The sequence below is a fragment of the Pseudomonas sp. CFBP2511 genome (genome assembly GCF_030209255.1).
Taxonomy (GTDB): domain Bacteria; phylum Pseudomonadota; class Gammaproteobacteria; order Pseudomonadales; family Pseudomonadaceae; genus Aquipseudomonas; species Aquipseudomonas avellanae.
In genome coordinates this window covers 119743-143138 of the sequence record NZ_JARVSI010000015.1, presented here as the reverse complement: position 1 = coordinate 143138, position 23396 = coordinate 119743, and the positions used below count along the sequence as shown (strand labels likewise).

The 23396-nt window shown below is 60.6% G+C and carries 15 protein-coding genes; 10 read left to right on the top strand and 5 right to left on the bottom strand.

Translation table 11 applies throughout. The annotated features are described in order from the left end of the window. Positions 1 to 103: 103 nt before the first annotated feature. The 3 genes from QRN38_RS12590 to QRN38_RS12580 all read right to left on the bottom strand — a co-directional run bounded on the left by QRN38_RS12590 (position 104) and on the right by QRN38_RS12580 (position 2523). Positions 104 to 1003, bottom strand: coding sequence for a hydroxymethylglutaryl-CoA lyase (locus QRN38_RS12590; RefSeq protein ID WP_011104166.1), 900 nt, complete (start codon positions 1001 to 1003; stop codon positions 104 to 106). A gap of 30 nt (positions 1004 to 1033) precedes the next feature. Continuing rightward, on the bottom strand, positions 1034 to 1426 hold the full coding sequence (locus QRN38_RS12585) for a MerR family transcriptional regulator (protein WP_004396282.1): 393 nt from the start codon (positions 1424 to 1426) through the stop codon (positions 1034 to 1036). Positions 1427 to 1593: 167 nt separating this feature from the next. Further along, positions 1594 to 2523, bottom strand: a complete 930-nt coding sequence (locus tag QRN38_RS12580) for a LysR family transcriptional regulator (RefSeq protein ID WP_005762543.1) — start codon at positions 2521 to 2523, stop codon at positions 1594 to 1596. A 185-nt stretch (positions 2524 to 2708) separates the two neighbouring features. Here QRN38_RS12580 and QRN38_RS12575 point away from each other — a divergent pair, with 185 nt between their 5' ends. Then, positions 2709 to 3938 (top strand): acyl-CoA dehydrogenase, encoded by a 1230-nt coding sequence (locus QRN38_RS12575; RefSeq protein ID WP_007243994.1) that lies wholly within the window; start codon positions 2709 to 2711, stop codon positions 3936 to 3938. Between the two features lie 29 nt (positions 3939 to 3967). On the opposite strand, the gene QRN38_RS12570 is transcribed toward QRN38_RS12575, so the two are convergent. Then, the gene (locus QRN38_RS12570) at positions 3968 to 5311 is read right to left on the bottom strand and encodes a substrate-binding domain-containing protein (RefSeq protein WP_057419339.1); all 1344 of its coding nucleotides are present in this window, start codon (positions 5309 to 5311) and stop codon (positions 3968 to 3970) included. 130 nt (positions 5312 to 5441) lie between these two features. Then, positions 5442 to 6254, bottom strand: a complete 813-nt coding sequence (xthA, locus tag QRN38_RS12565) for an exodeoxyribonuclease III (RefSeq protein ID WP_007243992.1) — start codon at positions 6252 to 6254, stop codon at positions 5442 to 5444. A gap of 190 nt (positions 6255 to 6444) precedes the next feature. Here xthA and QRN38_RS12560 point away from each other — a divergent pair, with 190 nt between their 5' ends. From QRN38_RS12560 to QRN38_RS12520, 9 genes are all read left to right on the top strand, one after another. After that, positions 6445 to 7116 (top strand): GNAT family N-acetyltransferase, encoded by a 672-nt coding sequence (locus QRN38_RS12560; RefSeq protein WP_007243991.1) that lies wholly within the window; start codon positions 6445 to 6447, stop codon positions 7114 to 7116. Positions 7117 to 7175: 59 nt separating this feature from the next. After that, positions 7176 to 8900 (top strand): autotransporter assembly complex protein TamA, encoded by a 1725-nt coding sequence (locus QRN38_RS12555; RefSeq protein ID WP_057419340.1) that lies wholly within the window; start codon positions 7176 to 7178, stop codon positions 8898 to 8900. 5 nt (positions 8901 to 8905) lie between these two features. Next, positions 8906 to 12586, top strand: a complete 3681-nt coding sequence (locus QRN38_RS12550) for a translocation/assembly module TamB domain-containing protein (protein ID WP_057419341.1) — start codon at positions 8906 to 8908, stop codon at positions 12584 to 12586. A 105-nt stretch (positions 12587 to 12691) separates the two neighbouring features. Further along, positions 12692 to 13609, top strand: coding sequence for a LysR family transcriptional regulator (locus QRN38_RS12545; RefSeq protein WP_057419342.1), 918 nt, complete (start codon positions 12692 to 12694; stop codon positions 13607 to 13609). Positions 13610 to 13699: 90 nt separating this feature from the next. Further along, positions 13700 to 14200, top strand: a complete 501-nt coding sequence (tpx, locus tag QRN38_RS12540) for a thiol peroxidase (RefSeq protein ID WP_004396268.1) — start codon at positions 13700 to 13702, stop codon at positions 14198 to 14200. Positions 14201 to 14351: 151 nt separating this feature from the next. Beyond that, positions 14352 to 15653, top strand: coding sequence for an MdtA/MuxA family multidrug efflux RND transporter periplasmic adaptor subunit (locus tag QRN38_RS12535; protein WP_005762525.1), 1302 nt, complete (start codon positions 14352 to 14354; stop codon positions 15651 to 15653). Further along, the gene (locus tag QRN38_RS12530) at positions 15650 to 18760 is read left to right on the top strand and encodes an MdtB/MuxB family multidrug efflux RND transporter permease subunit (protein WP_057416797.1); all 3111 of its coding nucleotides are present in this window, start codon (positions 15650 to 15652) and stop codon (positions 18758 to 18760) included. Before QRN38_RS12535 ends, QRN38_RS12530 begins: the two co-directional genes overlap by 4 nt. Continuing rightward, complete coding sequence (locus QRN38_RS12525; protein WP_057419343.1) at positions 18757 to 21864, top strand: efflux RND transporter permease subunit; 3108 nt, start codon at positions 18757 to 18759, stop codon at positions 21862 to 21864. Before QRN38_RS12530 ends, QRN38_RS12525 begins: the two co-directional genes overlap by 4 nt. Further along, the gene (locus tag QRN38_RS12520; RefSeq protein WP_057419344.1) at positions 21861 to 23333 is read left to right on the top strand and encodes an efflux transporter outer membrane subunit; all 1473 of its coding nucleotides are present in this window, start codon (positions 21861 to 21863) and stop codon (positions 23331 to 23333) included. Before QRN38_RS12525 ends, QRN38_RS12520 begins: the two co-directional genes overlap by 4 nt. Positions 23334 to 23396 lie beyond the last annotated feature (63 nt).

Sequence of the window (23396 nt, the reverse complement as noted above, 5' to 3'; positions counted from 1 at the left end):
GGCGTCGATTGTTTCCGTGTTACCCGCTTGCCTCAACAACCTGCGGGGGAGAGTAACACTCTGTGACAAGTTGTCGCACCCTGTTACCGACCGGTGACGTTTGTCACGCTGACAGCCGAGCCTTGGCCACTCGCGACCCGTTGCTGCGTTGTAATACGTTACAGATGCGCTGACCGGCCTTGATGACCTGATCCAGGTCCACGCCTGTGTCGATGCCCAGGCCTTGCAGCATGTACAGCACATCTTCGGTGGCGACATTGCCACTGGCTCCCTTGGCATAAGGGCAGCCGCCGAGGCCCGCAACAGAGCTGTCGAAGACCTGCACGCCTTCTTCAAGGCTGGCATAGATGTTCACCAGCGCCTGGCCATAGGTGTCGTGAAAATGCCCAGCCAGTTTGCCTCGCGGGACCTGCGCGGCCACGGCGTTGATCAGCGCCCGGGTGGCCCCCGGTGTGCCGGTGCCGATGGTGTCGCCCAGCGAAATTTCATAGCAGCCCATTGCGTAGAGTTCATTGGCAACGGCGGCCACCTGCTCAGGTGCAACAGTGCCTTCGTAAGGGCAGCCCAGTACGCAGGACACGTAGCCCCTGACCCGCACACCATGCAGGCGCGCCGCTGCCATGATCGGCGCGAAGCGCTCCAGACTTTCGCTGATCGAACAATTGAGGTTGCGCTGCGAGAACCCTTCGGTTGCTGCTGCAAACACCGCAACTTCTCTGACGCCAGCCGCCAGCGCGTCTTCAAAGCCACGCAGATTGGGAGCCAGGGCCGAGTAGATGACACCCTCGCGGCGCTGGATCTGCTCGAACACCTGGGCGGATCCTGCCATCTGCGGAACCCATTTGGGCGAGACAAAACTGCCGACCTCAATGTGCATGAGGCCCGCAGCCGTCAGCTCATCCACCAATCGCACCTTGTCTTCGATGCTGATGGGCTGCGGCTCATTCTGCAGGCCGTCACGCGGGCCGACTTCGACGATATTCACCTGTTGCGCAAGGGGCATGGCAGGGGCCTTGTAGTCAGTGATAATGGATCAGTGTGAGGTGGCAGCGGTCTTGTCGAGCTCAGCCCGGCAGCGCTCTTCAGCGGTGTCCAGTTCCAGTTGCATCTGCTGGATGTCGAGCAACTGCTGCTCCAGTTGTCCGCGGCGCTCGGCGATCTTGCCGAGCATGGTCTGCAGCTGCTTTTGATTGCCGCCGCTGGGGTCGTACAGTGAAATAAGCTCTTTGCACTCGGCCAGCGAGAAGCCGATACGCTTGCCGCGCAGGATCAGTTTCAGGGTCACTTTGTCGCGGGCCAGGTAGATACGTTCCAGCCCCTTGCGTTCAGGGCTGAGCATGCCTTGCTCTTCGTAAAAGCGAATGGCGCGAGTGGTGATGTCCAGCTCGCGGGCAAGCTCGGAAATGCTGTAAGTCTGACTGCTCATGGCGCGGCTCGGCGACTGGGTATAAGCCGCTAAGCTAAAGCTTGCTTTACGTAAGCGTCAAGCAATCCGGATCATGTCGACACTCTGGCAGCCGTGTTTTCAAGGCTAGAAGCAAATTTAAGTTTGTTAATTAAATTTATTTATATCAATGGCTTAATGCTTGAAAGTCATGCTGTTTCTACACTGTTTTCCCGAGCAATCACCCGCTGGGACAGCTCGATGATCTGCTCGCGCATCCAGCGGTTGGCTGGGTCCTGGTCAGTGCTTTCGTGCCAGTAAAGATGAGTCTCCACTGAAGGCACATCGTTGATCGGCAGGTAGACATAATGCAGGTCATTGCGCCGGGCGAAGCGTTCCGGGATGGTCATGACCATATCGGTCTGTTGCAGCACCTGCGTTGCCATCAGGTAATGCTGCGAGCGCAGGGCGATGCGGCGCTGGATGCCCATCTTGCCCAGCGACAGGTCGACCAGGCCCAGCCCACTGCGACGGCTGGAAATATGAATATGGGCCTGCGCCAGATAATCATCCAGGGTCAGCGCCTGTTTGTTGGCCAGAGGATGGCCCTTGCGCATGGCACACACGTAGAGGTCTTCCAGCAGCTTGACGTGCCGCACTTGCGGGTCGGTGTTGAGCGGCGCATCCACGGCGAAGTCGAGGCGGCCGGCAGCCAGCTCCTTGGTGGTTTCACGGCGTTTGGACAGGAAGCTCTCGATGGTTACCGCTGGCGCAAGACGTCGCAGGCGCTGGAAGAGTACCGGCAGGATGACTGCCTCGGTCAGGTCGGTCATGCTGATGCGGTAATTCTTGTTGGCCTGCAGCGGGTTGAAAATCCGGCTTTCCTGCACCGACACCCTGAGCAGCGACAGGGCGTTGCGCACCGGGCCGATGATATTCTGCGCCATCGGTGTCGGGACCATGCCCTGTGCGGTTCGCACAAACAGGGGGTCATTGAAGGTTTCGCGCAAGCGCGCCAGTGCGTTGGACACGGCGGGCTGGGTAATGCCGACGATCTGCCCGGCGCGGGTCAGGTTGGCTTCGGTGTAGATGGCGTCGAAGACAATGAAAAGGTTGAGATCGACCTTGCTCAGGTTCATCGATGGAGCGCCTCGTGCTGTTGTTGTGATGGGCTTTTCGGCGGGCTTGAGAATACCGCCGCGTGGGTGAATCATATATCGGTTATGAATGTTTATACACGCCGAAAATAGATTAGATAAATGGCTTGAGGTTCATTAGCATCCCTTTCATGACTACGACAACCTGATCGAGAAGGTAGCGGCCCATGGATTTCGCGTATTCCCCGAAGGTGCAGGCACTGCGTGAGCGCGTCACCGCTTTCATGGACGCATACGTTTATCCGGCCGAAGCGGTTTTCGAGCAGCAAGTGGCCGAAGGTGATCGCTGGCAGCCCACGGCCGTCATGGAAGAACTCAAGACTCGGGCCAGGGCCGAGGGGCTGTGGAACCTGTTTTTGCCCGAGTCCGAACGCGGTGCCGGGCTGACCAACCTGGAATACGCGCCGCTGGCGGAGATCATGGGCCGTTCGCTGCTCGGGCCGGAACCGTTCAATTGCTCGGCGCCCGACACCGGCAACATGGAGGTATTGGTCCGTTACGCCAACGAGGAGCAGAAAACCCGCTGGCTGGAACCGCTGCTACGCGGCGACATCCGCTCTGCATTTGCCATGACCGAACCTGACGTGGCGTCATCGGACGCCACCAACATGGCGGCTCGCGCCGAACGTGAGGGCGACGAATGGGTGATCAACGGCCGCAAGTGGTGGACCTCCGGTGCGTGCGATCCGCGCTGCAAGATCCTGATTTTCATGGGCCTGACCAACCCCGACGGGCCGCGCCATCAGCAGCACTCGATGATTCTGGTGCCGGCCGACACGCCGGGTGTGAAAATCGTCCGGCCACTGCCGGTGTTCGGCTACGACGACGCGCCGCACGGCCACGCCGAAGTGTTGTTCGACAACGTTCGTGTACCGTTCGAGAACGTGCTGCTGGGTGAAGGCAGAGGTTTTGAAATTGCGCAGGGCCGCCTGGGCCCGGGGCGCATCCATCACTGCATGCGCTCGGTCGGCATGGCCGAGCGGGCGCTGGAGCTGATGTGCAAGCGTTCCATCGACCGCATTGCGTTCGGTAAACCGCTGGCGAGTCTGGGCGGCAATATCGACAAAATCGCGGACTCGCGCATGGAAATCGACATGGCCCGATTGTTGACGTTGAAAGCGGCCTACATGATGGACACCGTCGGTAACAAAGTCGCTAAAAGCGAAATCGCACAGATCAAGGTGGTAGCGCCCAACGTCGCCCTGAAGGTCATCGACCGGGCGATCCAGATGCATGGCGGGGCCGGGGTTTCCAATGACTTCCCGCTGGCTTACATGTATGCCATGCAGCGTACCCTGCGTCTGGCGGACGGCCCGGATGAGGTGCATCGCGCCGCCATCGGCAAGTTTGAACTGGGCAAGTACCTGCCCTCAGACATGCTTCGCAGCCGGTCCTGAGCACGGCGGTTACTGCCTCCAGACCTCGACTACTGCACCCAGACCTCGACGCGGCGGTTCTTGATCCGGCCGTCGTCGATGTCGTTGGTTGCGACGGGCATTTCGTCGCCCAGGCCAAGGATGTCGCGAAAGGTCACGCCGCTTTTTATCAGCTCGCGGCGCACGGCCATGGCGCGCAGCCGGGACAGCAGGGCCGCGCGTGCCGGATCGCTCTTGGCGTCACCGAAGCCTACCAGCGTCACTTGCTGGTTCAGCTTGCCGCCGGCTTTAAGGTACTCGGCGACGCGCTTGAGGTCCTGTTGCGCCTTGTTGTCCAGTCTGGCGCTGCCCTGTGCGAAACGAAAATTGACCGAGAGGCGCTCGGCCTTGCGCGCCAGCGCCTGATAATCCGCAGGCATCTGTGCCGTCGGCGGCACCTTGAGCGCCTGCACGGTCTGCGAGACAAACCCGCTCTTCGCCACAATGGCCTGACCCTCGGCACTCTGCGTGAAGCGCACCAGCGCTTGCGCCCAGCGCTGGTGAATCGACGGCGGCACATACAGGTACAGACGGCGTGACAGCGGATAATCCTCGGTGGCAATCAGGCTGATGGTCGGCAGCATGGGCCGCGAGTCACCGTCGGCTATCGCCACCGCCTTGGCGCGCCTGACCGATGGCAGGCCACTGAAACCGATACCATTGAGGTCTTTGCTGACCTCGTCGGAAAGTTGCTCGCCGGACTCGAAACGCAGCGCTGTGGCGGAGAGGTTCTTGCCGTATTTGGCAAGCACCAGTTCCTTGAAGGTTTCGTAGGTGCCGGACTTTTCATCGCGCGCATAAATATGAATCGCCCCCGGATTGCCGCCCAGTTCGCTCCAGTCCTTGATTTCGCCGCTGAAAATGCGCGCCAGTTGCAGCGTGTCCAATTGCCGCAGCGGGTTGCCCGGATGCAGGATCACGGCAACGCCATCGATAGCAATGACTTGCTCGCCAACAGCGCTTTTCAGGTCGCCGAAACTGCTTAGTTCCCTGGCTTCCTGGTCCTTGATCGGTCGGGAGGAGGCGGCAATGTCCGCGTTACCGGCTTTAAGGGCCGCGAAACCGGTGCCTGAGCCATGGGCGGCGACCTCGACGCTGACCAACTGGCCTGTCGCGCTGGTGCCGACGACGCGTTGTTCATTGGTCACGTTGCCGGCAACGGTCTGCACCGCTTGCAAGCCTTGCTGGCGCATCAGCCCTTCAACCAGCGCCGGCCCCAACTGAGCATTGATGGTATTGGAGCCCTGAATGCGCAAGGCAGGCCCATCGCCAGCAGGCGTTGGCAGGGCCGCCAGAACGGCGAGGGGCAGGGTGGCGCTCGACAGGATCAGCGCCGTTAGCAGAGCGCGCAGCATCAGCGTCACCATGAATCACGGAAGGGTGACGGGAGAATAAGTCAGAAAGATTGCCGGAATATGACGGTTGCTCGACCGTTGCGCGCGTCTTTGCACGCAATGCAAACGAGGCGCGCAACGGTAGCTCGGGTCAGCTCAGTTCAAGCCAGATCGGCGCATGGTCCGAGGGTTTTTCCATGCCGCGCAAATCGTAGTCTACGCCGGCGGCCTTGATTCGCGGCTGCAGACCGGTGGAGGTCATGATCAGGTCGATGCGCAGGCCGCGCTTGGGTTCATCCTCAAAGCCGCGGCTGCGATAGTCGAACCAGCTAAAGCGGTCGCTGACCTCTGGATACAGATAACGGAAGCTGTCCACCAGCCCCCAGTTCTTCAGACGTTCCATCCACTCGCGCTCTTCGGGCAGGAAGCTGCATTTGCCGGTTTTCAGCCACCGCTTGGCATTGTCGGCACCAATACCGATATCGCAATCCTGGGGGGAGATGTTCACGTCGCCCATGACAATCAGCGGCTGCTCATTACTGAATTGGCCTTCCAACAGCGCCTGGAGGTTCTCATAGAAACGTTGTTTGGCCGGAAACTTGGTCGGATGGTCGCGGCTTTCGCCCTGCGGAAAATAGCCGTTCATGATGGTCACCGGCTGGCCATTGCTGTCAGCGTAGGTGCCCCAGATGAAGCGCTTCTGGGATTCCTCGTCGTCACTCTCAAAACCCTTGTGCAGGGCCAGTGGTGGATTGCGCGACAGCAGAGCGACGCCGTAATGGCCTTTCTGACCGTGAAAGTGCACGTGATAGCCTAGCGCTTCGACGTCCGCGAGAGGGAATTGCTCGTCCGAGACCTTGGTTTCCTGCAGGCCGATCACGTCAGGCTGGTGTTTGTCGATCAGCGCCGCCAACTGATGCGGTCGAGCGCGCAGACCATTGATGTTGAACGAGACGATTTTCATAAAACAGCAGTCCTGAGCAAAAACAAACGGCGATGCTAGCCGACCTGCCGGTTGAGGACCAGCCTTGCGTCAGGTGCGTGCCAAACGGATGGTCGGACAATTTATTGGAACTGTTATCAATGGCCATCACTCGAAAGCCTGCTTGCAAAAACCGCTGCGCCAGACGCATTCCGTTAACACGAGGCCCTTTATGTCCCTACCTGCTGCAATCGCGGGTGAAATCCGCCAACTCGACAGTGGTTACTCCCGTGAGACCCGTGCCTTGCTGTTCAGGGCCTATCGGCACGACCCGACGTTCGCGTATCTGTTCAATGCCGAACGAGAAGGATACGAGCAACGTGTACTGGCGACCATTCGCCAACTGGTCAAACAACACTTTCTGCAGAGCCAGCCTGCCCTGGGCCTGTTTCTGGAAGATCGTCTGGTGGGTGTCGCGCTGATCGCGCCGCCACTGCGTCGTCTTGGCGTCACCGAGAGCTGGGCCTGGCGCCTGCGCATGGTGATGGACACCGGCCTGGGCTGCACTCAGCGGTATCTGGCCTATTACAACGCAGTGCTGGCATGCCTGCCTTCCGAAACCGTCCATGTGCTGCCGCTCATCGGGCTGGATCCGGAGTTTCAGGGCCAGAAGATGGGTCAGGACCTGAGCGAGCAATTGCTTGCAGCGCTGCACGACTGGTGCGCCGTGGACGAAAACTCGCAGGGTATCGTCGTTGACACCGGGAATCCTCGTTATCTCGAGTTCTATAAACGACAGGGCTATGAGGAAATCGGGGAGATAGCAGTAGGACCCGTCCGAGAGCACGTATTTTTTCACCCAAACCCTCAGGTTTCACTGCCGGTACCTGACGTAACGGTTTGAATCTCCGACCATTCGTGGGCTTCCAGTGCGGCCCGTCGATCGTGTTAGCATCTACGCCCATGAAGCTTTTCAGACTATTCAGCAGCCTGTTTCTGATGACCGTCAGTGCCGCAGCGCTTGCCCAGGCCCGCCTTGACGTCAGGATCAAGCCCGCCAACCCGGACCTCAAGACCAACGTCGAAGGGTATGTGGGCGATCTCGGCGATCGTGATGCCAAGGCGCTGCGCAATTTCAGTCTGGGTGCTGAGCAGCAGGCCGAGAAAGCCGCTCAGGCGCTTGGCTACTATCAGGCGCAGATCGATAGCGAGATCAAGGACGGTGAAGACCCGCGCCTGATCATCAATATTCAGCCGGGTGAGCCCATTCACCTGCGCAATGTGCTGATCCGCGTCGATGGCCCGGCGGCGGCGCTCCAGGCGTTCAAGGTGCCGAAAAGTGATGCGCTGAAGACCGGTGCGGTGCTCAACCATGGCAACTACGAGGACGCCAAGCGCCTGATCCAGAATCAGGCGTCTCGCTATGGCTTTTTCAGCGGTCGTTTCACCCGCCAGCGTCTGGCTATCGACCCGCGAGCCGGGGTTGCCGACATCGAGCTGGTGTATGACAGCGGTCCGCGCTATTCACTGGGCAAAGTCATGTTCAGCGGTAATACACCGTTCGATGAAGACCTGCTCAAGCGCATGGTGCCGTTCAAGGAAAATACCCCTTACGACTCACAGATGATCGCCGAACTGACTCAGGCCATGCAGGCCAGCGGCTATTTTGAAGGCGTGCGGGTGGACGCTGCACCGACTGCCGCCGAGAATCAGGTCATTCCGGTGACGGTCCAGCTGGAAACCCGCAAGCCCCGCACCATGGGGCTCGGCCTTGGGTATTCCACCGACGTCGGGCCGCGCGGCAAGGCCAACTGGACCCGGCACTGGGCCAATCCGCAAGGCCACAGCTATGGCTTCGAATCGGAGATTTCCGCGCCACGGCAAAACGTCGGGTTGTGGTACGACGTGCCGCTCGATCCTCCGTTGACCGATAAGCTGCGTTACGCAGGCGGTTATCAATATGAAGAGATTGCCGGCACCGACAGCCTCAGCAAACTGCTCACCGCAGGCCCCGAATGGCACAGCAAGCTGCCCAGCGGCTGGGAACGGGTCATTTCCCTGAAATGGCAGCGTGAAGAGTACCGCCTGGGTGACGACGAGGGCCTGAGCACGTTATTGATGCCGGGCATCAGCTACTCATACCTGCGCAGTGACAATCGTATCGACCCGCATCAGGGCTACCGTCTGCAATTTGACACGCAAGTAGCCAAAGAGGGCATGTTGTCGGACGCCAACCTGGTGCATGCCAATGTGTTGCTCAAAGGCTTGACGACCGTCGCCCAGAACCACCGCTTTCTTGGCCGTGTGCAGTTCGGCGGCAACCTCACAGACGGTTACACTTCGATTCCACCGTCATTGCGATTTTTTGCCGGTGGCGATCAGAGCGTGCGCGGTTATGACTACCAGAAGCTTTCACCGACCAATTCCGATGGCGACCGCATTGGCGGGCGTTACATGTTTGCCGGGAGCGTCGAGTACCAGTATTCGATTGCCGAAAAGTGGCGACTGGCGACGTTTGTCGATCAAGGCAACTCGTTCAACACTCTGGACAAACCGGACCTTAAGACAGGGGTCGGTTTCGGCGTGCGCTGGGTATCACCGGTAGGCCCGCTGCGTCTCGATCTGGCCCATGCGCTGGACGATGATGGCGGCATTCGCCTGCACTTCTCGATGGGGCCGGAACTGTGAACAGGATGAACATCAAGCGCACCGCGAAAATTGCCGGGGTGAGCCTGATCGCATTACTGCTGCTGGTGATCGTCAGTGCTTCACTGCTGCTCGGCACTCAGGCCGGCAGCCGCTGGGCGCTGGCGAGTGTGCCCGGCCTGCAACTGGAAAACTTCCATGGCCGACTGGGCGGGCAGTGGAGCGCTGAGCGGTTGGTGTGGCAGCAGGGCCAAGACCGTGTCGAGGTGCAAGCTGTCGACTTTGCCTGGACGCCAGCCTGCCTGCTGAAAATGACCCTGTGCATCGACCGCTTGCACGCCGGACAGGTGCTGTTACGCTTCCCTCCAAGCGGTGCGCCGAGCGACGAAGGCCCTGTCAATTTGCCCGCGCTCAGGCTGCCGCTCGCGCTGCAACTGGACGATGTACAGCTGGGCAGCCTGCAACTTGATGGTGCCGAGCAATTGCGCGACCTCAAGCTGGCGGCGCACTGGACTGCCCAAGGTTTGCAGATCGACAGCGCGCATCTGCAACGCGATGCGCTGATTCTGGACCTCAATGGCCTGCTGAAGCCCGAGGGTGACTGGCCACTGACCGCAAAAGGGCAAGTGCAGCTTCCGCCGCAGGACGGCCAGCCGTGGACGCTGGCCCTGGATATTCAGGGCGACGTGCTCAAGACCCTGCAACTGAAGGCTGACAGCAGCGGTTACCTGCCTGGTGTATTGAGCGGCGAGCTGCAACCGCTGACGGAGCACCTTCCAGCCCGATTGAAGCTGACGGCCGAGCACTTCAAACCCAGCGCCGCCTTGCCCGACACCCTGCAACTGGACCAGTTGCTGCTGACCGCCGAGGGCAATCTCGACTCGGGCTACCTGATAAACGGCTCGGCCAGCCTGCCCGCAGAAAAAAGCCCTGTAGCCCTTGCGTTGCAGGGGCGCGTAGATGCCAACGGGGCAAGCATTGCTGCGCTGGACCTCGCCGCCGACGACCAACAGCGTTTAACCATCAATGGCACATTGAACTGGCAGAACGGTTTTTCCGCCGATGCGAACATCGACTGGCTGGACTTCCCCTGGCAGCGTCTGTACCCCGTGGCGTCCGAACCTCAAGTAGCGTTGCACGCCTTCAAGGGCGAGGTTTCCTACACTGACGGCAATTATCTGGGCAACTTCAACGCCAGCCTCAAAGGGCCTGCCGGCGCGTTCACAGTGGTCAGCCCGTTCAGTGGCAACCTGCAAGAGATCCATCTGCCGCAGCTGGAAGTGGTTGCGGGGCAGGGCAAGGCCAGCGGCCACCTGGACCTGCAATTCGCTGACGGTATTGGCTGGGACACGGCGCTGGACCTGAGCGCGCTTGACCCCTCGTTCTGGGTTGCCGAGCTGCCCGGCACACTGGCAGGTCCGTTGCGCAGCAAGGGCCAGTTCAGAAACGAGCAGCTTGAACTCAACGCAGACCTGGATTTGAAAGGGCGTTTGCGGGGTCAGCCAGCCGTGTTGCAAGCCAAGGCCGACGGTCGCGATCAGCAGTGGACTGTCAGCAGCCTGAATATTCGCCTGGGTGATAACCGTATCCAGGGCACCGGCAGCCTGCAGCAGCGCTTGAACGGTCAGCTTGACCTCGATCTGCCGCGGCTTGGCCAGTTGTGGCCCCGTTTGCAGGGGCAGGTCAAAGGCCGGCTGGATCTGGCCGGAACACTACAAACGCCGCAGGGCCAACTGGCCTTGCAGGGCAGCCAGCTCGCGTTACAGGACAATCGCCTGCAAAGCCTTGCGCTCACTGCCCGGCTGGATCAGGCGCAACGTGCGGCCCTCAATGTGAAAGGCGTCGGCATTCAGGCTGGCGACACTGCGCTGGGCACCTTGCTGGTTGATGGTCAGGGCACGCTCAAGGCGCAGCAGGTGAAGCTGGACCTGCAAGGCCCGCTGCTCAAGCTGGCCATCGCTCTGGACGGCGGGCTGGACAAAGGCAACTGGCGTGGCCGACTGGCCAGCGGTACGGTGCAGAGCGGCGGGCAGAACTGGCGCTTGCAACAGCCGGCAAAAATCGAGCGGCTGGCCGACGGCAGGCTGAATTTCGGCGCGCACTGCTGGCTGTCCGGGGCGGCCAGCCTGTGCGGTGGCGATCAGCGTCTGATGCCTGACCCGCGCCTGCGCTATCAATTGAAGAACTTCCCGCTCGACAGTCTGGCGCAGTGGATGCCGAAGGATTTCGCCTGGAAGGGCACATTGAATGCCAACGTTCAGCTCGACATACCGGCGGCAGGCCCCAGCGGCCAGATCAGCATCGACGCAGGAGGCGGCATATTACGGGTTCGCAACAACGACCAGTGGCTGGATTTTCCCTACCAGACCTTGAAGCTCGCCAGTACCCTGACCCCCAAGCGCATCGACTCGCGCCTGGATTTTGAAGGCGGCAAACTGGGCCGCCTGCTGTTGAACGCGCAGATCGACCCGCTGGCCAAGAACAAGACGCTGGCGGGCGACTTCAATCTGTCCGGTCTGGACATCTCTGTTGCACGGCCGTTTGCGCCAATGGTGCAAAAGCTAAGCGGGCGCTTGAACGGCAATGGTCGGCTGTCGGGCAGTTTGCTGGCACCGCTGGTCAATGGCAGCGTGACCCTGGAGGGCGGTGAAGTGGCGGGTGCCGAATTGCCGATGGAGCTGCACGACCTCAAGGTCCAGGCATTGATTGCTGGCGAAAGCGTGCAGATCAACGGCGGCTGGAAAAGCGGCAGTACCGGACAGGGCAGCATCGGCGGTCAGGTTGCCTGGGGTCAGAGCCTGCTGGTCGATGTGAGCCTCAAGGGTTCACGCCTGCCGATCAATGTCGAACCCTACGCGGCGGTAGAGGCAGCGCCTGACCTGAAGATTTCCATGCAGGGCGAGCGGCTGGCCATCTCCGGCAAGGTGCTGGTGCCCAAGGGCGCGATCACCGTGCGTGAGCTGCCGCCATCGACGGTCAAACTGTCGGGCGACACGGTGATTGTCGGGCAGCAGACCGAGGAGGGGGCGCCACCGCTGGCCGTGGCCATGGACATCAACGTGGAAGTTGGCCAGGAAAAACTCAGCTTCAGCGGCTTCGGGCTGACCGCCAATCTGGTTGGCCGCGTGCACATTGGCGACAATCTGGATACCCGTGGCGAACTGAACCTCAATGACGGCCGTTACCGTGCCTACGGGCAACGGCTGACGATTCGCAAGGCGCGCCTGCTGTTCGCCGGCCCCGTGGACCAGCCTTATCTGGACATCGAGGCCATCCGCCAGACCGACGACGTGATTGCCGGTATCCGACTGACCGGCAGTGCCGAGCAGCCCACCACCGAAGTGTTTTCCGAGCCGGCCATGAGCCAGGAGCAGGCACTGTCCTATCTGGTCATGGGCAGGCCGTTGAGCACTTCCGGTGAAGACAACAACATGGTCGCCCAGGCTGCGCTGGCGCTGGGTGTGGCAGGAAGTTCATCGACCACCGGCAAGTTGGCCGATAACCTCGGCATCAAGGACTTCGAGCTGGACACCTCGGGAACCGGCGACAAGACCAATGTGGTGGCCAGCGGCAAAATTACCGAAAAACTCAGCCTGCGCTATGGGGTGGGTGTGTTCGAGCCGGCCAATACCATCGCGCTGCGTTACCTGCTGAGCAAACGCGTATACCTTGAGGCGGCCAGCGGGGTTGCCAGTTCGCTGGATATTTTCTATAAAAGAGACTTCTGAACACGGGCCAGCTGCTGTGATGGCACCGGCCTGTTTTCAACCGGTTTAACCTGTTAAAACAGTGTGACTTCTCACACGCTCTCTCTATTCAGGCTGCCGGTAATCATGGATCGATTCAACGCCATGCGCGTGTTCACCCGTATCGTCGAGCTGGGCGGCTTTGCCAAGGCTGCCGACAGCCTGCATATGCCGCGTGCCTCAGTGACCATTCTGATCAAGCAGCTCGAAGCTCATCTGGGCGTCCAGCTTTTGCAGCGCACCACGCGTCAGGTCAGCACCACACCCGACGGCAAGGCGTATTACTTGCGTTGCGTGAGCCTGCTGGCTGATCTGGATGACGCCGAGGCTGCATTTTCATCGACCGGTGCCGAGCCCAAGGGTTTGCTGCGCGTCGACCTGCCTGTCAGTCTGGGGCGCATGGTGGTCATTCCGGCGTTGCCTGAGTTTGCCCGGCGTTACCCGCAGGTGCGGCTGGAAATCGGCATGAGTGACAGGCCGGTCGATCTGATCCGCGAGGGCGTGGACTGCGTGCTGCGCGCGGGTGCTGCACTGGACGAGGCGCTGGTCGCCAGACCGTTGGGCAGCCTGACCCAGATCACCTGCGCCAGTCGCGAGTACCTGCAACAGCACGGTACGCCGCTGCAACTGGAGGATCTTGCGCACCATCAGGTCATCGAATATTTTTCGGCCAGTACCAGCAAACGCTATGGTCTGGAGTTTGTGGGTGAAGGCGGGGCGCCTGATCACGGCCTGGCCTGTTCGATCTCGGTCAACAGCGCCGATGGCTATGTGGCTGCCTGCGAGGCCGGCTTCGGCCTGATACAAGTGCCGCGCTACCACATTGCCGGGCAATTGCGCAGCGGCACGCTGGTCGAGGTGCTGCGCAGGCACCGCCCACCGCCGTTGGCGCTGAAGGCGCTTTATCCGCCGCACAGGCAGTTGTCACGACGGGTCAGGGTGTTCGTCGATTGGCTGGTGGAATTGTGTGACCACCCGGATATCCGGGACAGACTGGTTTCCTGAACAAATTCGGAATTATCCGATATAGGCCGCGGCACGCTTTCGTGGTTAACTTCCGGCTCTTTATATTCATTTCAAGAAGGAACGTGTTTCATGGCTCAAGTGACCCTTAAAGGCGGCCCCGTTCAAGTCAATGGCACCCTGCCTGAAGTCGGCAGCAAGGCAGCGGCCTTCACGCTGGTGGGCGAAGGTCTTGCTGACAAGACCCTGGCTGACTTCGCTGGCAAGCGCAAGGTGCTGAACATCTTCCCGAGCGTCGATACTCCGACCTGCGCAACATCGGTACGTAAGTTCAACGCCCAGGCCAACGAGCTGAACAACGCCGTTGTGCTGTGCATCTCCGCCGACCTGCCGTTCGCCCAGGCACGCTTCTGCGGCTCCGAAGGTCTGGAAAACGTCAAGAACCTGTCTTCGTTCCGCAGTGCTGATTTCAGCGAGCATTACGGCGTTGCCATTGCCGACGGTCCGTTGAAGGGCCTGACCGCTCGCGCAGTGGTTGTGCTGGACGAAAACGACACTGTGCTGCACAGCGAACTGGTATCGGAAATTGCCGAAGAGCCAAATTACGACGCTGCACTGGCTGTACTGAAGTAACGTTCTGCACTACTTCGACGGTCTGAATCTGTTCAGGCCGTTTTTTATTTGTGCTTCATACGGTTATCGAAAGTAAGCGCTTGGTAAAGGCGCTTTGCTTGTCACACATCTGTGCTTATTGTTCAGCCTTCTTAATGAAGCCCCACCTGTAATGGTTGATTTATTCATGCAATCGTCTGGCTCCCGTAAATCCCGTCGCTGGTTGATCAGTGTGTTGATCCTGTTGGTCATTGTCGCCCTGTGTTGGTGGTTATGGCCTGCGTCCACGCTCGACAAAGGGGCCGAGAGCAAGCGGGCGGGCGCCAGTGGCATGGGCCGGCCGGGCTTTGGTGCGTCGGCTATCGCCGTTCCGGTGCGTGTTGCCCCGGCCACAGAAGGCGAATTTCCTATTTTTTACAAGGCGCTCGGCACGGTCACGGCGACCAATACCATCAATGTGCGCAGCCGGGTGGCGGGTGAGCTGGTCAAGCTTTACTTCCAGGAAGGCCAGAAGGTCAAGGCCGGTGATCTGTTGGCGGAAATCGATCCGCGCAGCTATCAGGTCGCCTTGCAGCAGGCCGAGGGCACGCTGGCAACCAATCAGGCGCTGCTCAAGAATGCCCAGCTCGATGTGCAGCGTTATCGCGGTCTGTTTGCTGAAGACAGTATCGCCAAACAGACGCTGGACACCGCCGAGTCGCTGGTGAGCCAGTATCAGGGCACCATCAAGACCAATCAGGCCGCCGTGGCTGACGCGAAACTGAGCCTGGACTTCACGCGGATCCGAGCGCCTATTGCCGGTCGCGTGGGCCTCAAGCAACTGGACGTCGGTAATCTGGTTGCCGCCAATGACACCACTGCGCTGGTGGTGATTACTCAGACCCAACCAATCTCGGTTGCTTTCACGCTGCCGGAAAAAGACCTGTCGGCGGTTATTTCCCGCTATCGCACCGGTGACAAGCTACCCGTCGAAGCCTGGGACCGTGGCGACACGAAAATGCAGGCGACCGGCGTTCTTGCCAGCCTAGACAACCAGATCGACGTGGCCACCGGCACACTGAAATTCAAGGCCCGTTTCGAGAACAACGACGAAATTCTGTTCCCCAACCAGTTCGTCAATGTGCGTCTGCGCGCCGATACCCTGAAACAGGCGATTCTGGTCCCGACTGCCGCTGTGCAGTTCGGCACTGACGGCACCTTTGTCTATGTGCTGGACGGCGACAAGAAGGTCAAACTCAAACTGCTGAAAACAGGCCCGAGCGACGAGACGTCTACGGTGATCACCGAAGGCCTGGCTGCCGGTGAGCGGGTCGTGCTTGAGGGCACTGATCGTCTTCGTGATGGTGCCGAAGTCGAGGTCGTCAACGACAGCAAGGACGTACCGGCAGGTCCGGGGCAGAAGTTGCAGGGCAAACCTGACAGCAAGTCAGAAAAGTCGGCCGTACTTGGCAAGGTGGAAAAACCAAACGTATGAACATGTCGCGCCTGTTCATCCTGCGTCCGGTCGCCACCACGCTGAGCATGCTGGCGATCGTGCTGGCGGGGCTGATCGCATACACCCTGCTGCCGGTGTCGGCCCTGCCTCAGGTCGATTACCCGACCATCCGCGTGATGACGCTGTACCCTGGCGCCAGCCCGCAAGTGATGACCAGCTCGGTGACTGCGCCGCTTGAGCGCCAGTTCGGGCAGATGCCCGGGCTGACCCAGATGGCCTCCACCAGCTCCGGCGGCGCGTCGGTCATTACCCTGCGTTTCAGCCTCGAAATCAATATGGACGTCGCCGAGCAGCAAGTGCAGGCGGCGATCAACGCCGCCAACAACCTGCTGCCGACCGACCTCCCTGCGCCGCCGGTGTACAACAAGGTCAACCCGGCCGACACGCCGGTGCTGACGCTCGCCATTACCTCGAAAACCATGTTGCTGCCCAGGCTCAATGATCTGGTCGATACGCGCATGGCGCAGAAGATCTCGCAAATCAGCGGCGTCGGCATGGTCAGTATTGCGGGCGGACAGCGTCAGGCGGTGAGGATCAAGGTCAATCCAGAGGCGCTGGCTGCCAACAGCCTCAACCTGGCGGATGTGCGCACCCTTATCAGCGCCTCCAACGTCAATCAGCCCAAGGGCAATTTTGACGGCCCGACCCGTGTTTCGATGCTGGATGCCAACGATCAGCTGCGCTCTCCAGAGGAATACGCCAACCTGATTCTGGCCTACAAGGATGGCGCGCCGTTGCGCCTGAAAGACGTGGCCGAAATCGTTGACGGTGCCGAAAACGAGCGTCTGGCAGCCTGGGCCAATCGCAATCAGGCGGTGTTGCTGAACATTCAGCGTCAGCCGGGTGCCAATGTGATTGACGTGGTCGACCGCATCAAGGCCTTGTTGCCGGGTATCACCGACAACCTCCCGGCCGGGCTCGATGTGGTGGTGCTGACTGACCGCACGCAGACCATTCGGGCGTCTGTCACCGATGTTCAGCACGAACTGCTGATTGCCATCGTGCTGGTGGTACTGGTCACGTTCCTGTTTCTGCGGCGGTTCAGCGCCACAATCATCCCCTCGATCGCGGTACCGCTGTCACTGGTGGGCACGTTCGGGGTCATGTACCTGGCCGGTTTCTCGATCAACAACCTGACCTTGATGGCATTGACCATCGCCACCGGTTTCGTTGTCGACGACGCCATCGTGATGCTGGAAAACATCTCCCGGCATATCGAAGAGGGCGAAACCCCCATGCAGGCCGCGCTCAAGGGCGCAAAACAGATCGGTTTCACGCTGATCTCCCTGACCCTGTCGCTGATTGCGGTGCTGATCCCGCTGCTGTTCATGGCCGACGTGGTGGGGCGTCTGTTCCGCGAGTTCGCGATCACCCTGGCGGTCGCCATCCTTATCTCGCTGGTGGTATCGCTGACCCTGACCCCGATGATGTGCGCGCGCCTGCTCAAACGAGAGCCGAAAGAGGAAGACCAGAGCCGTTTCTACCGGGCCAGTGGTGCGTGGATCGACTGGCTGATCGATATTTATGCGGGCCGGTTGCGCTGGGTACTCAAGCATCAGCCTTTGACCCTGCTGGTCGCGCTGGCGACGCTGGCGTTGACCGTGCTGCTGTATATCGCGGTGCCCAAGGGCTTCTTTCCGGTGCAGGACACGGGAGTGATTCAGGGTATTTCCGAAGCACCGCAGTCGGTTTCGTTCGCCGCCATGAGCCAGCGTCAACAGGCACTCGCCGACATTATTCTCAAGGACCCGGCGGTGGTCAGCCTGTCGTCCTATATTGGTGTCGATGGCGACAACGCAACGCTCAACAGTGGTCGCCTGCTGATCAATCTCAAACCGCACCGTGAACGCGACCTGACCGCGACCGAAGTCATCCAGCGCCTGCAACCGGAGGTCGACAGGCTTTCGGACATCCGCCTGTTCATGCAGCCGGTGCAGGACCTGACCATCGAAGACCGGGTCAGCCGTACCCAGTACCAGTTCAGCATGTCATCGCCCGACGCCGAGCTGTTGACGCTTTGGAGCGAAAAACTGGTAGACGCGCTCGGCAAGCGGGCTGAACTGACCGATGTGGCCAGCGACCTGCAGGACAAGGGGCTGCAGGTGTACCTGAACATCGATCGCGATGCGGCCAGTCGGGTCGGCGTCACGGTGGCCAATATCACCGATGCTCTGTATGACGCCTTCGGGCAGCGGCAGATTTCCACCATCTACACCCAGGCCAGCCAGTACCGGGTGGTGTTGCAGGCTGCGTCCGGCAGCGACCTGGGCCCGGCGGCGCTGGAGCAGATCCACGTCAAGACCACCGATGGCGCGCAGGTGAAACTGTCAAGTCTGGCGCGCATCGAGCAGCGTCAGGCACAGTTGGCCATTACTCACCTGGGGCAGTTTCCGGCGGTCATGATGTCGTTCAACCTGGCGCCCGGTGTCGCTTTGGGCAAGGCCGTGCAGGTGATCGAGCAGGTCCAGCAGGAGATTGGCATGCCGATTGGCGTGCAGACGCAATTTCAGGGCGCTGCCGAAGCGTTTCAGGCGTCGTTGTCCAGCACGCTGCTGCTGATTCTGGCGGCAGTGGTGACCATGTACATCGTGCTGGGCGTGCTCTATGAGAGTTACATTCACCCGATCACCATCCTCTCGACACTGCCGTCGGCGGCTGTCGGTGCCTTGCTGGCGTTGCTGATCAGCGGCAACGATCTGGGCATGATCGCGATCATCGGCATCATTCTGCTGATCGGCATCGTCAAGAAAAACGCCATCATGATGATCGACTTCGCCCTGGACGCCGAACGAAACCGCGGCGTCGCGCCGGAAACGGCCATCTATGAAGCGGCGCTGCTGCGCTTCCGGCCGATCCTGATGACCACACTGGCCGCGTTGTTCGGTGCTTTTCCGCTGATGCTGGCGAGCGGCTCCGGTGCCGAATTGCGTCAGCCGTTGGGACTGGTGATGGTCGGCGGTCTGTTGCTGAGCCAAGTGCTGACGCTGTTTACCACGCCGGTCATTTACCTGTACTTCGATCGTCTGGGCAGGCGCTGGAGCCGCAAGCCGGCTGCCCCGGATCGCATCGAACGGGTTGACGCATGAACCTCTCTGCGCCCTTTATCCGTCGTCCGGTCGCCACCGTCCTGCTGAGCCTGGCGATCATGCTGCTGGGCGCGGTCAGCTTTCGCTTGCTGCCTGTCGCGCCTCTGCCGAACATGGATTTCCCGGTCATCGTGGTGTCGGCAAGCCTGGCCGGGGCCAGCCCGGAGGTTATGGCGTCTACCGTGGCGACGCCGCTGGAACGTTCGTTGGGCAGCATTGCCGGGGTCAACACCATGACCAGCAATTCGAGCCAGGGCAGCACGCGGATCATTCTGCAGTTCGATCTGAACCGCGACATCAATGGCGCGGCACGGGAAGTGCAGGCGGCCATCAATGCGTCACGCAACCTGCTGCCCAGCGGCATGCGCAGCATGCCGACCTATAAGAAGGTCAACCCGTCCCAGGCACCGATCATGGTCCTGTCGATGACGTCGACCGTGCTTGAAAAGGGCCAGCTTTACGATTTGGCCTCCACCATTCTGTCGCAGAGCCTGTCACAGGTTTCCGGGGTCGGCGAAGTGCAGATCGGCGGCAGCTCGCTGCCCGCGGTGCGTATCGAACTCGAGCCACAGATGCTGTCCCAGTACGGCGTGTCGCTTGACGACGTACGTACCGCGATCACCAATGCCAACGTGCGACGGCCCAAGGGCTTCGTCGAGGACGACCAGCATAACTGGCAGGTTCAGGCCAACGATCAGTTGGAAAGCGCCAAGGATTACGCGCCGTTGATTATCCGCTATCAGGACGGCGCAACGTTGCGTCTCAAGGATGTCGCCAAGGTCAGCGATGCGGTGGAAGACCGCTACAACAGCGGTTTTTACAACAATGACCGCGCGGTGCTGCTGGTCGTCAACCGTCAGGCCGGTGCCAACATCATCGAAACCGTGGCGCAGATCAAGGCGCAGTTGCCGGCGCTGCGTGCAGTGCTGCCGGCCAGCGTGAGTCTGAATATTGCGATGGATCGTTCGCCGGTGATCAAGGCGACCCTGCACGAAGCCGAAATGACCCTGTTGATTGCCGTGGTTCTGGTGGTGATGGTGGTGTTCCTGTTTCTCGGCAGCTTCCGTGCCTCGCTGATCCCCACCCTGGCGGTGCCGGTATCGCTGGTCGGCACGTTTGCGATCATGCACCTGTTCGGTTTTTCCCTAAACAACCTGTCGCTGATGGCACTGATCCTCGCCACCGGGCTGGTGGTGGACGACGCCATCGTAGTGCTGGAAAATATCTCCCGGCACATCCACAACGGCCTCGACCCCATGAAGGCGGCGTTTCTGGGCGCCAAAGAGGTAGGCTTTACCTTGCTGTCGATGAACGTCTCGCTGGTGGCGGTGTTCATTTCCATCCTGTTCATGGGCGGTCTGGTAGAAAGTCTGTTTCGCGAGTTTTCCATCACCTTGTCGGTGTCTATTGTTGTCTCGCTGATCGTCTCCCTGACCCTCACTCCGATGTTGTGCGCGCGCTGGCTCAAGCCCCACGATGCCGAGAAGGACAATGCCTTTCAGCGCTGGAGCGAGCGGGTCAACGACCGTATGGTTGCCGCCTATGATCGTTCGCTGGGCTGGGTCCTGCGGCACCGGCGGTTGACGGTGCTGAGCCTGCTGGTGACTGTCATCGTCAATGTCGCGCTGTACGTGGTGGTGCCCAAGACTTTTCTGCCGCAGCAGGACACCGGGCAACTGATGGGTTTTGTGCGCGGTGACGACGGCCTGTCGTTCTCGGTGATGCAGCCGAAAATGGAGATCTTTCGCCGTTCGGTGCTGGCAGACCCCGCCGTGGAAAGCGTCGCAGGCTTTATCGGCGGCAGCGGTGGCACCAACAACGCCTTCATGATCGTGCGCCTCAAGCCGATTGCCGAGCGCAAGCTGTCCGCGGAAAAAGTGGTCGAGCGCCTGCGCAAGAACATGCCGCAAGTGCCGGGAGGCAGGCTGTTTCTTGCCCCGGATCAGGACCTGCAACTGGGCGGAGGCCGCGAGCAGACCAGCTCGCAGTATCAGTACATCGTGCAGAGCGCTGACCTGACCAGCCTGCGCTTGTGGTATCCGAAGATTGTCGCGGCGCTCAAGTCGATCCCGGAACTGACCGCCATTGATGCGCGGGAAGGGCGCGGCGCGCAGCAAGTGACACTGGTGGTCAACCGCGACACGGCCAAGCGCCTGGGCATCGATATGAACATGGTCACGGCGGTGCTCAACAATGCCTATAGCCAGCGTCAGGTTTCGACCATCTACGACAGCCTGAACCAGTACAAGGTGGTGATGGAGGTCAACCCGAAATATGCTCAGGACCCGGTCACGCTGGAGCAGGTCCAGGTGATTACCGCCGACGGCCAGCGTGTACCGCTGTCGAGCATCGCGCATTATGAGCGCAGTCTGGCGAACGACCGGGTGTCGCATGACGGCCAGTTCGCGGCTGAAAACATCTCGTTCGATCTGGCCGAGGGTGCCAGCCTCGACAAGGCAACGGTCGCCATCGAACGTGCGATTGCCGCCATCGGCCTGCCATCCGACATCATTTCCAAGATGGCCGGGACGGCCAATGCTTTCGCATCGACCCAAAAAGGCCAGCCGTGGATGATTCTCGGCTCGCTGCTGGCGGTTTATCTGGTGCTGGGGATTCTCTATGAGAGTTACATTCACCCGCTGACGATTCTGTCGACCTTGCCCTCGGCAGGTGTCGGGGCATTGCTGACGATCTATGTGCTGGGCAGCGAATTCAGCCTGATTTCCCTGTTGGGGCTGTTCCTGCTGATCGGGGTGGTGAAGAAGAACGCGATCATGATGATCGACCTGGCTCTGCACCTGGAGCGCGAGCAGGGCATGACGCCCGAGGAGTCGATCCGCAGCGCGTGCCTGCAACGCCTGCGGCCTATTCTGATGACCACCATGGCGGCGATCCTCGGCGCCTTGCCGCTGCTGCTAAGCACTGCCGAAGGTGCCGAGATGCGCAAGCCATTGGGCCTGACCATCATCGGCGGCCTGATTTTCAGCCAGGTCCTGACCCTTTACACCACCCCGGTGGTCTACCTTTATCTCGACCGCCTGCGCCATCGTTTCAACAAATGGCGCGGCGTGCGTACCGATGCTGCTCTGGAAACTTCGTTATGACCCGACGCCTGGCCTTCACATCCCGCCCGCTGGAGCTGCTTCGTCCGCTCGGGCTGGGGCTCTGTATCGCTCTGCTCAGTGCTTGTGCGGTCGGGCCGGATTACCAGAAGCCCTCATCGGCCGCGCCTGCACAGTTCAAGGCCGCTGCGGGCTGGCGCGCAGCGACGCCGAGCGACGCGATGGCCAAGGGCGCATGGTGGGAGGTGTATGGCGACGCCCAGTTGAATACGCTGGTCGCACGGCTCAATACCTCCAACCAGACGGTCGCTCAATACGACGCGCAGTACCGACAGGCCCAGGCACTGGTGCGCAGCTCCCGAGGCGCATTCTTTCCGACACTGGACCTGACCACCGGCAAGACCCGGTCAGGACAGGGCGCTGGCACCTCCAGTAGCGGTACGTCCAACACCAGCGCATCGGGTATTCGCAACAGTTACAACGCGCAACTGGGCGTCAGTTGGGAGGCCGATGTCTGGGGCAAGCTGCGTCGCGGTCTGGAGGCCGACACGGCCAATGCTCAGGCAAGCCTGGCGGATCTGGCGGCGATGCGCTTGAGCCTGCAATCGGAACTGGTGCAGAACTACATGCAGTTGCGAGTGATCGACGAGCAGAAGCGCCTGCTGGAATCCACCGTGGACGCCTACCAGCGCTCGCTGACCCTGACGCGCAATCAATACCGCGCCGGTATTGCCGGAACTGATGCGGTGGCCCAGGCGCAGACACAGCTGAAAAGCACCCAGGCCGACCTGATCGATCTGGTCTGGCAACGTGCGCAATTCGAGAATGCCATTGCCGTACTGATGGGCGTGGCACCCGCTGACTTCAATCTGCCGCCCACCACCACGATCCCGCAACTGCCGCAGATTCCGCCCGGGGTGCCTTCGCAATTGCTGGAGCGTCGGCCTGACATCGCCGCTGCAGAGCGCTCGGTCATGGGCGCCAATGCCAATATCGGCGTTGCCAAGGCGGCGTACTACCCGGACTTCACGTTGAGCATGAGCGGCGGCTACAACAGCAGCACCTTCGCCAACTGGATCAGTCTGCCCAACCGTTTCTGGTCGGTAGGCCCGCAACTGGCATTGACCCTGTTCGACGGCGGCAGGCGTTCGGCCGAGGTCGATCGTACCGAGGCGCTGTACGACCAGACAGTCGCGCAGTACCGGCAGACCGTGCTCAATGGTTTCCAGGAAGTCGAGAATTACCTCATTCAGCTCAAGGTCTACGAAGAGGAGGCCGCTGTGCGTCAGGAAGCGCTGGTTGCGGCGCGTGACTCGCTACGCCTGACCAACAATCAGTACAAGGCCGGGTTGATCGGCTATCTGGACGTGGTCAACGTGCAGGCCACCGCGCTGAGCAACGAGCGCACGGTCCTGAATGTGCTGCAAAGCCGTTTGATCGCCAGCGTTCAACTGATTGCCGCACTGGGCGGAGGCTGGAATGCCGAGACGGGTCTGATGCTCAGGGAGTAAATATTTCAGGGGTTCCAATACACTCCTTGCTGAAGTCCCCCTGATAAACCCAGTATTGATGGC

Bases quoted from the DNA above. Each gene is read 5' to 3' on its own strand.
- QRN38_RS12590 (WP_011104166.1), bottom strand. From the start codon at position 1,003: ATGCCCCTTGCGCAACAGGTGAATATCGTCGAAGTCGGCCCGCGTGAC.
- QRN38_RS12585 (WP_004396282.1), bottom strand. From the start codon at position 1,426: ATGAGCAGTCAGACTTACAGCATTTCCGAGCTTGCCCGCGAGCTGGAC.
- QRN38_RS12580 (WP_005762543.1), bottom strand. From the start codon at position 2,523: ATGAACCTGAGCAAGGTCGATCTCAACCTTTTCATTGTCTTCGACGCC.
- QRN38_RS12575 (WP_007243994.1), top strand. From the start codon at position 2,709: ATGGATTTCGCGTATTCCCCGAAGGTGCAGGCACTGCGTGAGCGCGTC.
- QRN38_RS12570 (WP_057419339.1), bottom strand. From the start codon at position 5,311: ATGCTGCGCGCTCTGCTAACGGCGCTGATCCTGTCGAGCGCCACCCTG.
- xthA (WP_007243992.1), bottom strand. From the start codon at position 6,254: ATGAAAATCGTCTCGTTCAACATCAATGGTCTGCGCGCTCGACCGCAT.
- QRN38_RS12560 (WP_007243991.1), top strand. From the start codon at position 6,445: ATGTCCCTACCTGCTGCAATCGCGGGTGAAATCCGCCAACTCGACAGT.
- QRN38_RS12555 (WP_057419340.1), top strand. From the start codon at position 7,176: ATGAAGCTTTTCAGACTATTCAGCAGCCTGTTTCTGATGACCGTCAGT.
- QRN38_RS12550 (WP_057419341.1), top strand. From the start codon at position 8,906: ATGAACATCAAGCGCACCGCGAAAATTGCCGGGGTGAGCCTGATCGCA.
- QRN38_RS12545 (WP_057419342.1), top strand. From the start codon at position 12,692: ATGGATCGATTCAACGCCATGCGCGTGTTCACCCGTATCGTCGAGCTG.
- tpx (WP_004396268.1), top strand. From the start codon at position 13,700: ATGGCTCAAGTGACCCTTAAAGGCGGCCCCGTTCAAGTCAATGGCACC.
- QRN38_RS12535 (WP_005762525.1), top strand. From the start codon at position 14,352: ATGGTTGATTTATTCATGCAATCGTCTGGCTCCCGTAAATCCCGTCGC.
- QRN38_RS12530 (WP_057416797.1), top strand. From the start codon at position 15,650: ATGAACATGTCGCGCCTGTTCATCCTGCGTCCGGTCGCCACCACGCTG.
- QRN38_RS12525 (WP_057419343.1), top strand. From the start codon at position 18,757: ATGAACCTCTCTGCGCCCTTTATCCGTCGTCCGGTCGCCACCGTCCTG.
- QRN38_RS12520 (WP_057419344.1), top strand. From the start codon at position 21,861: ATGACCCGACGCCTGGCCTTCACATCCCGCCCGCTGGAGCTGCTTCGT.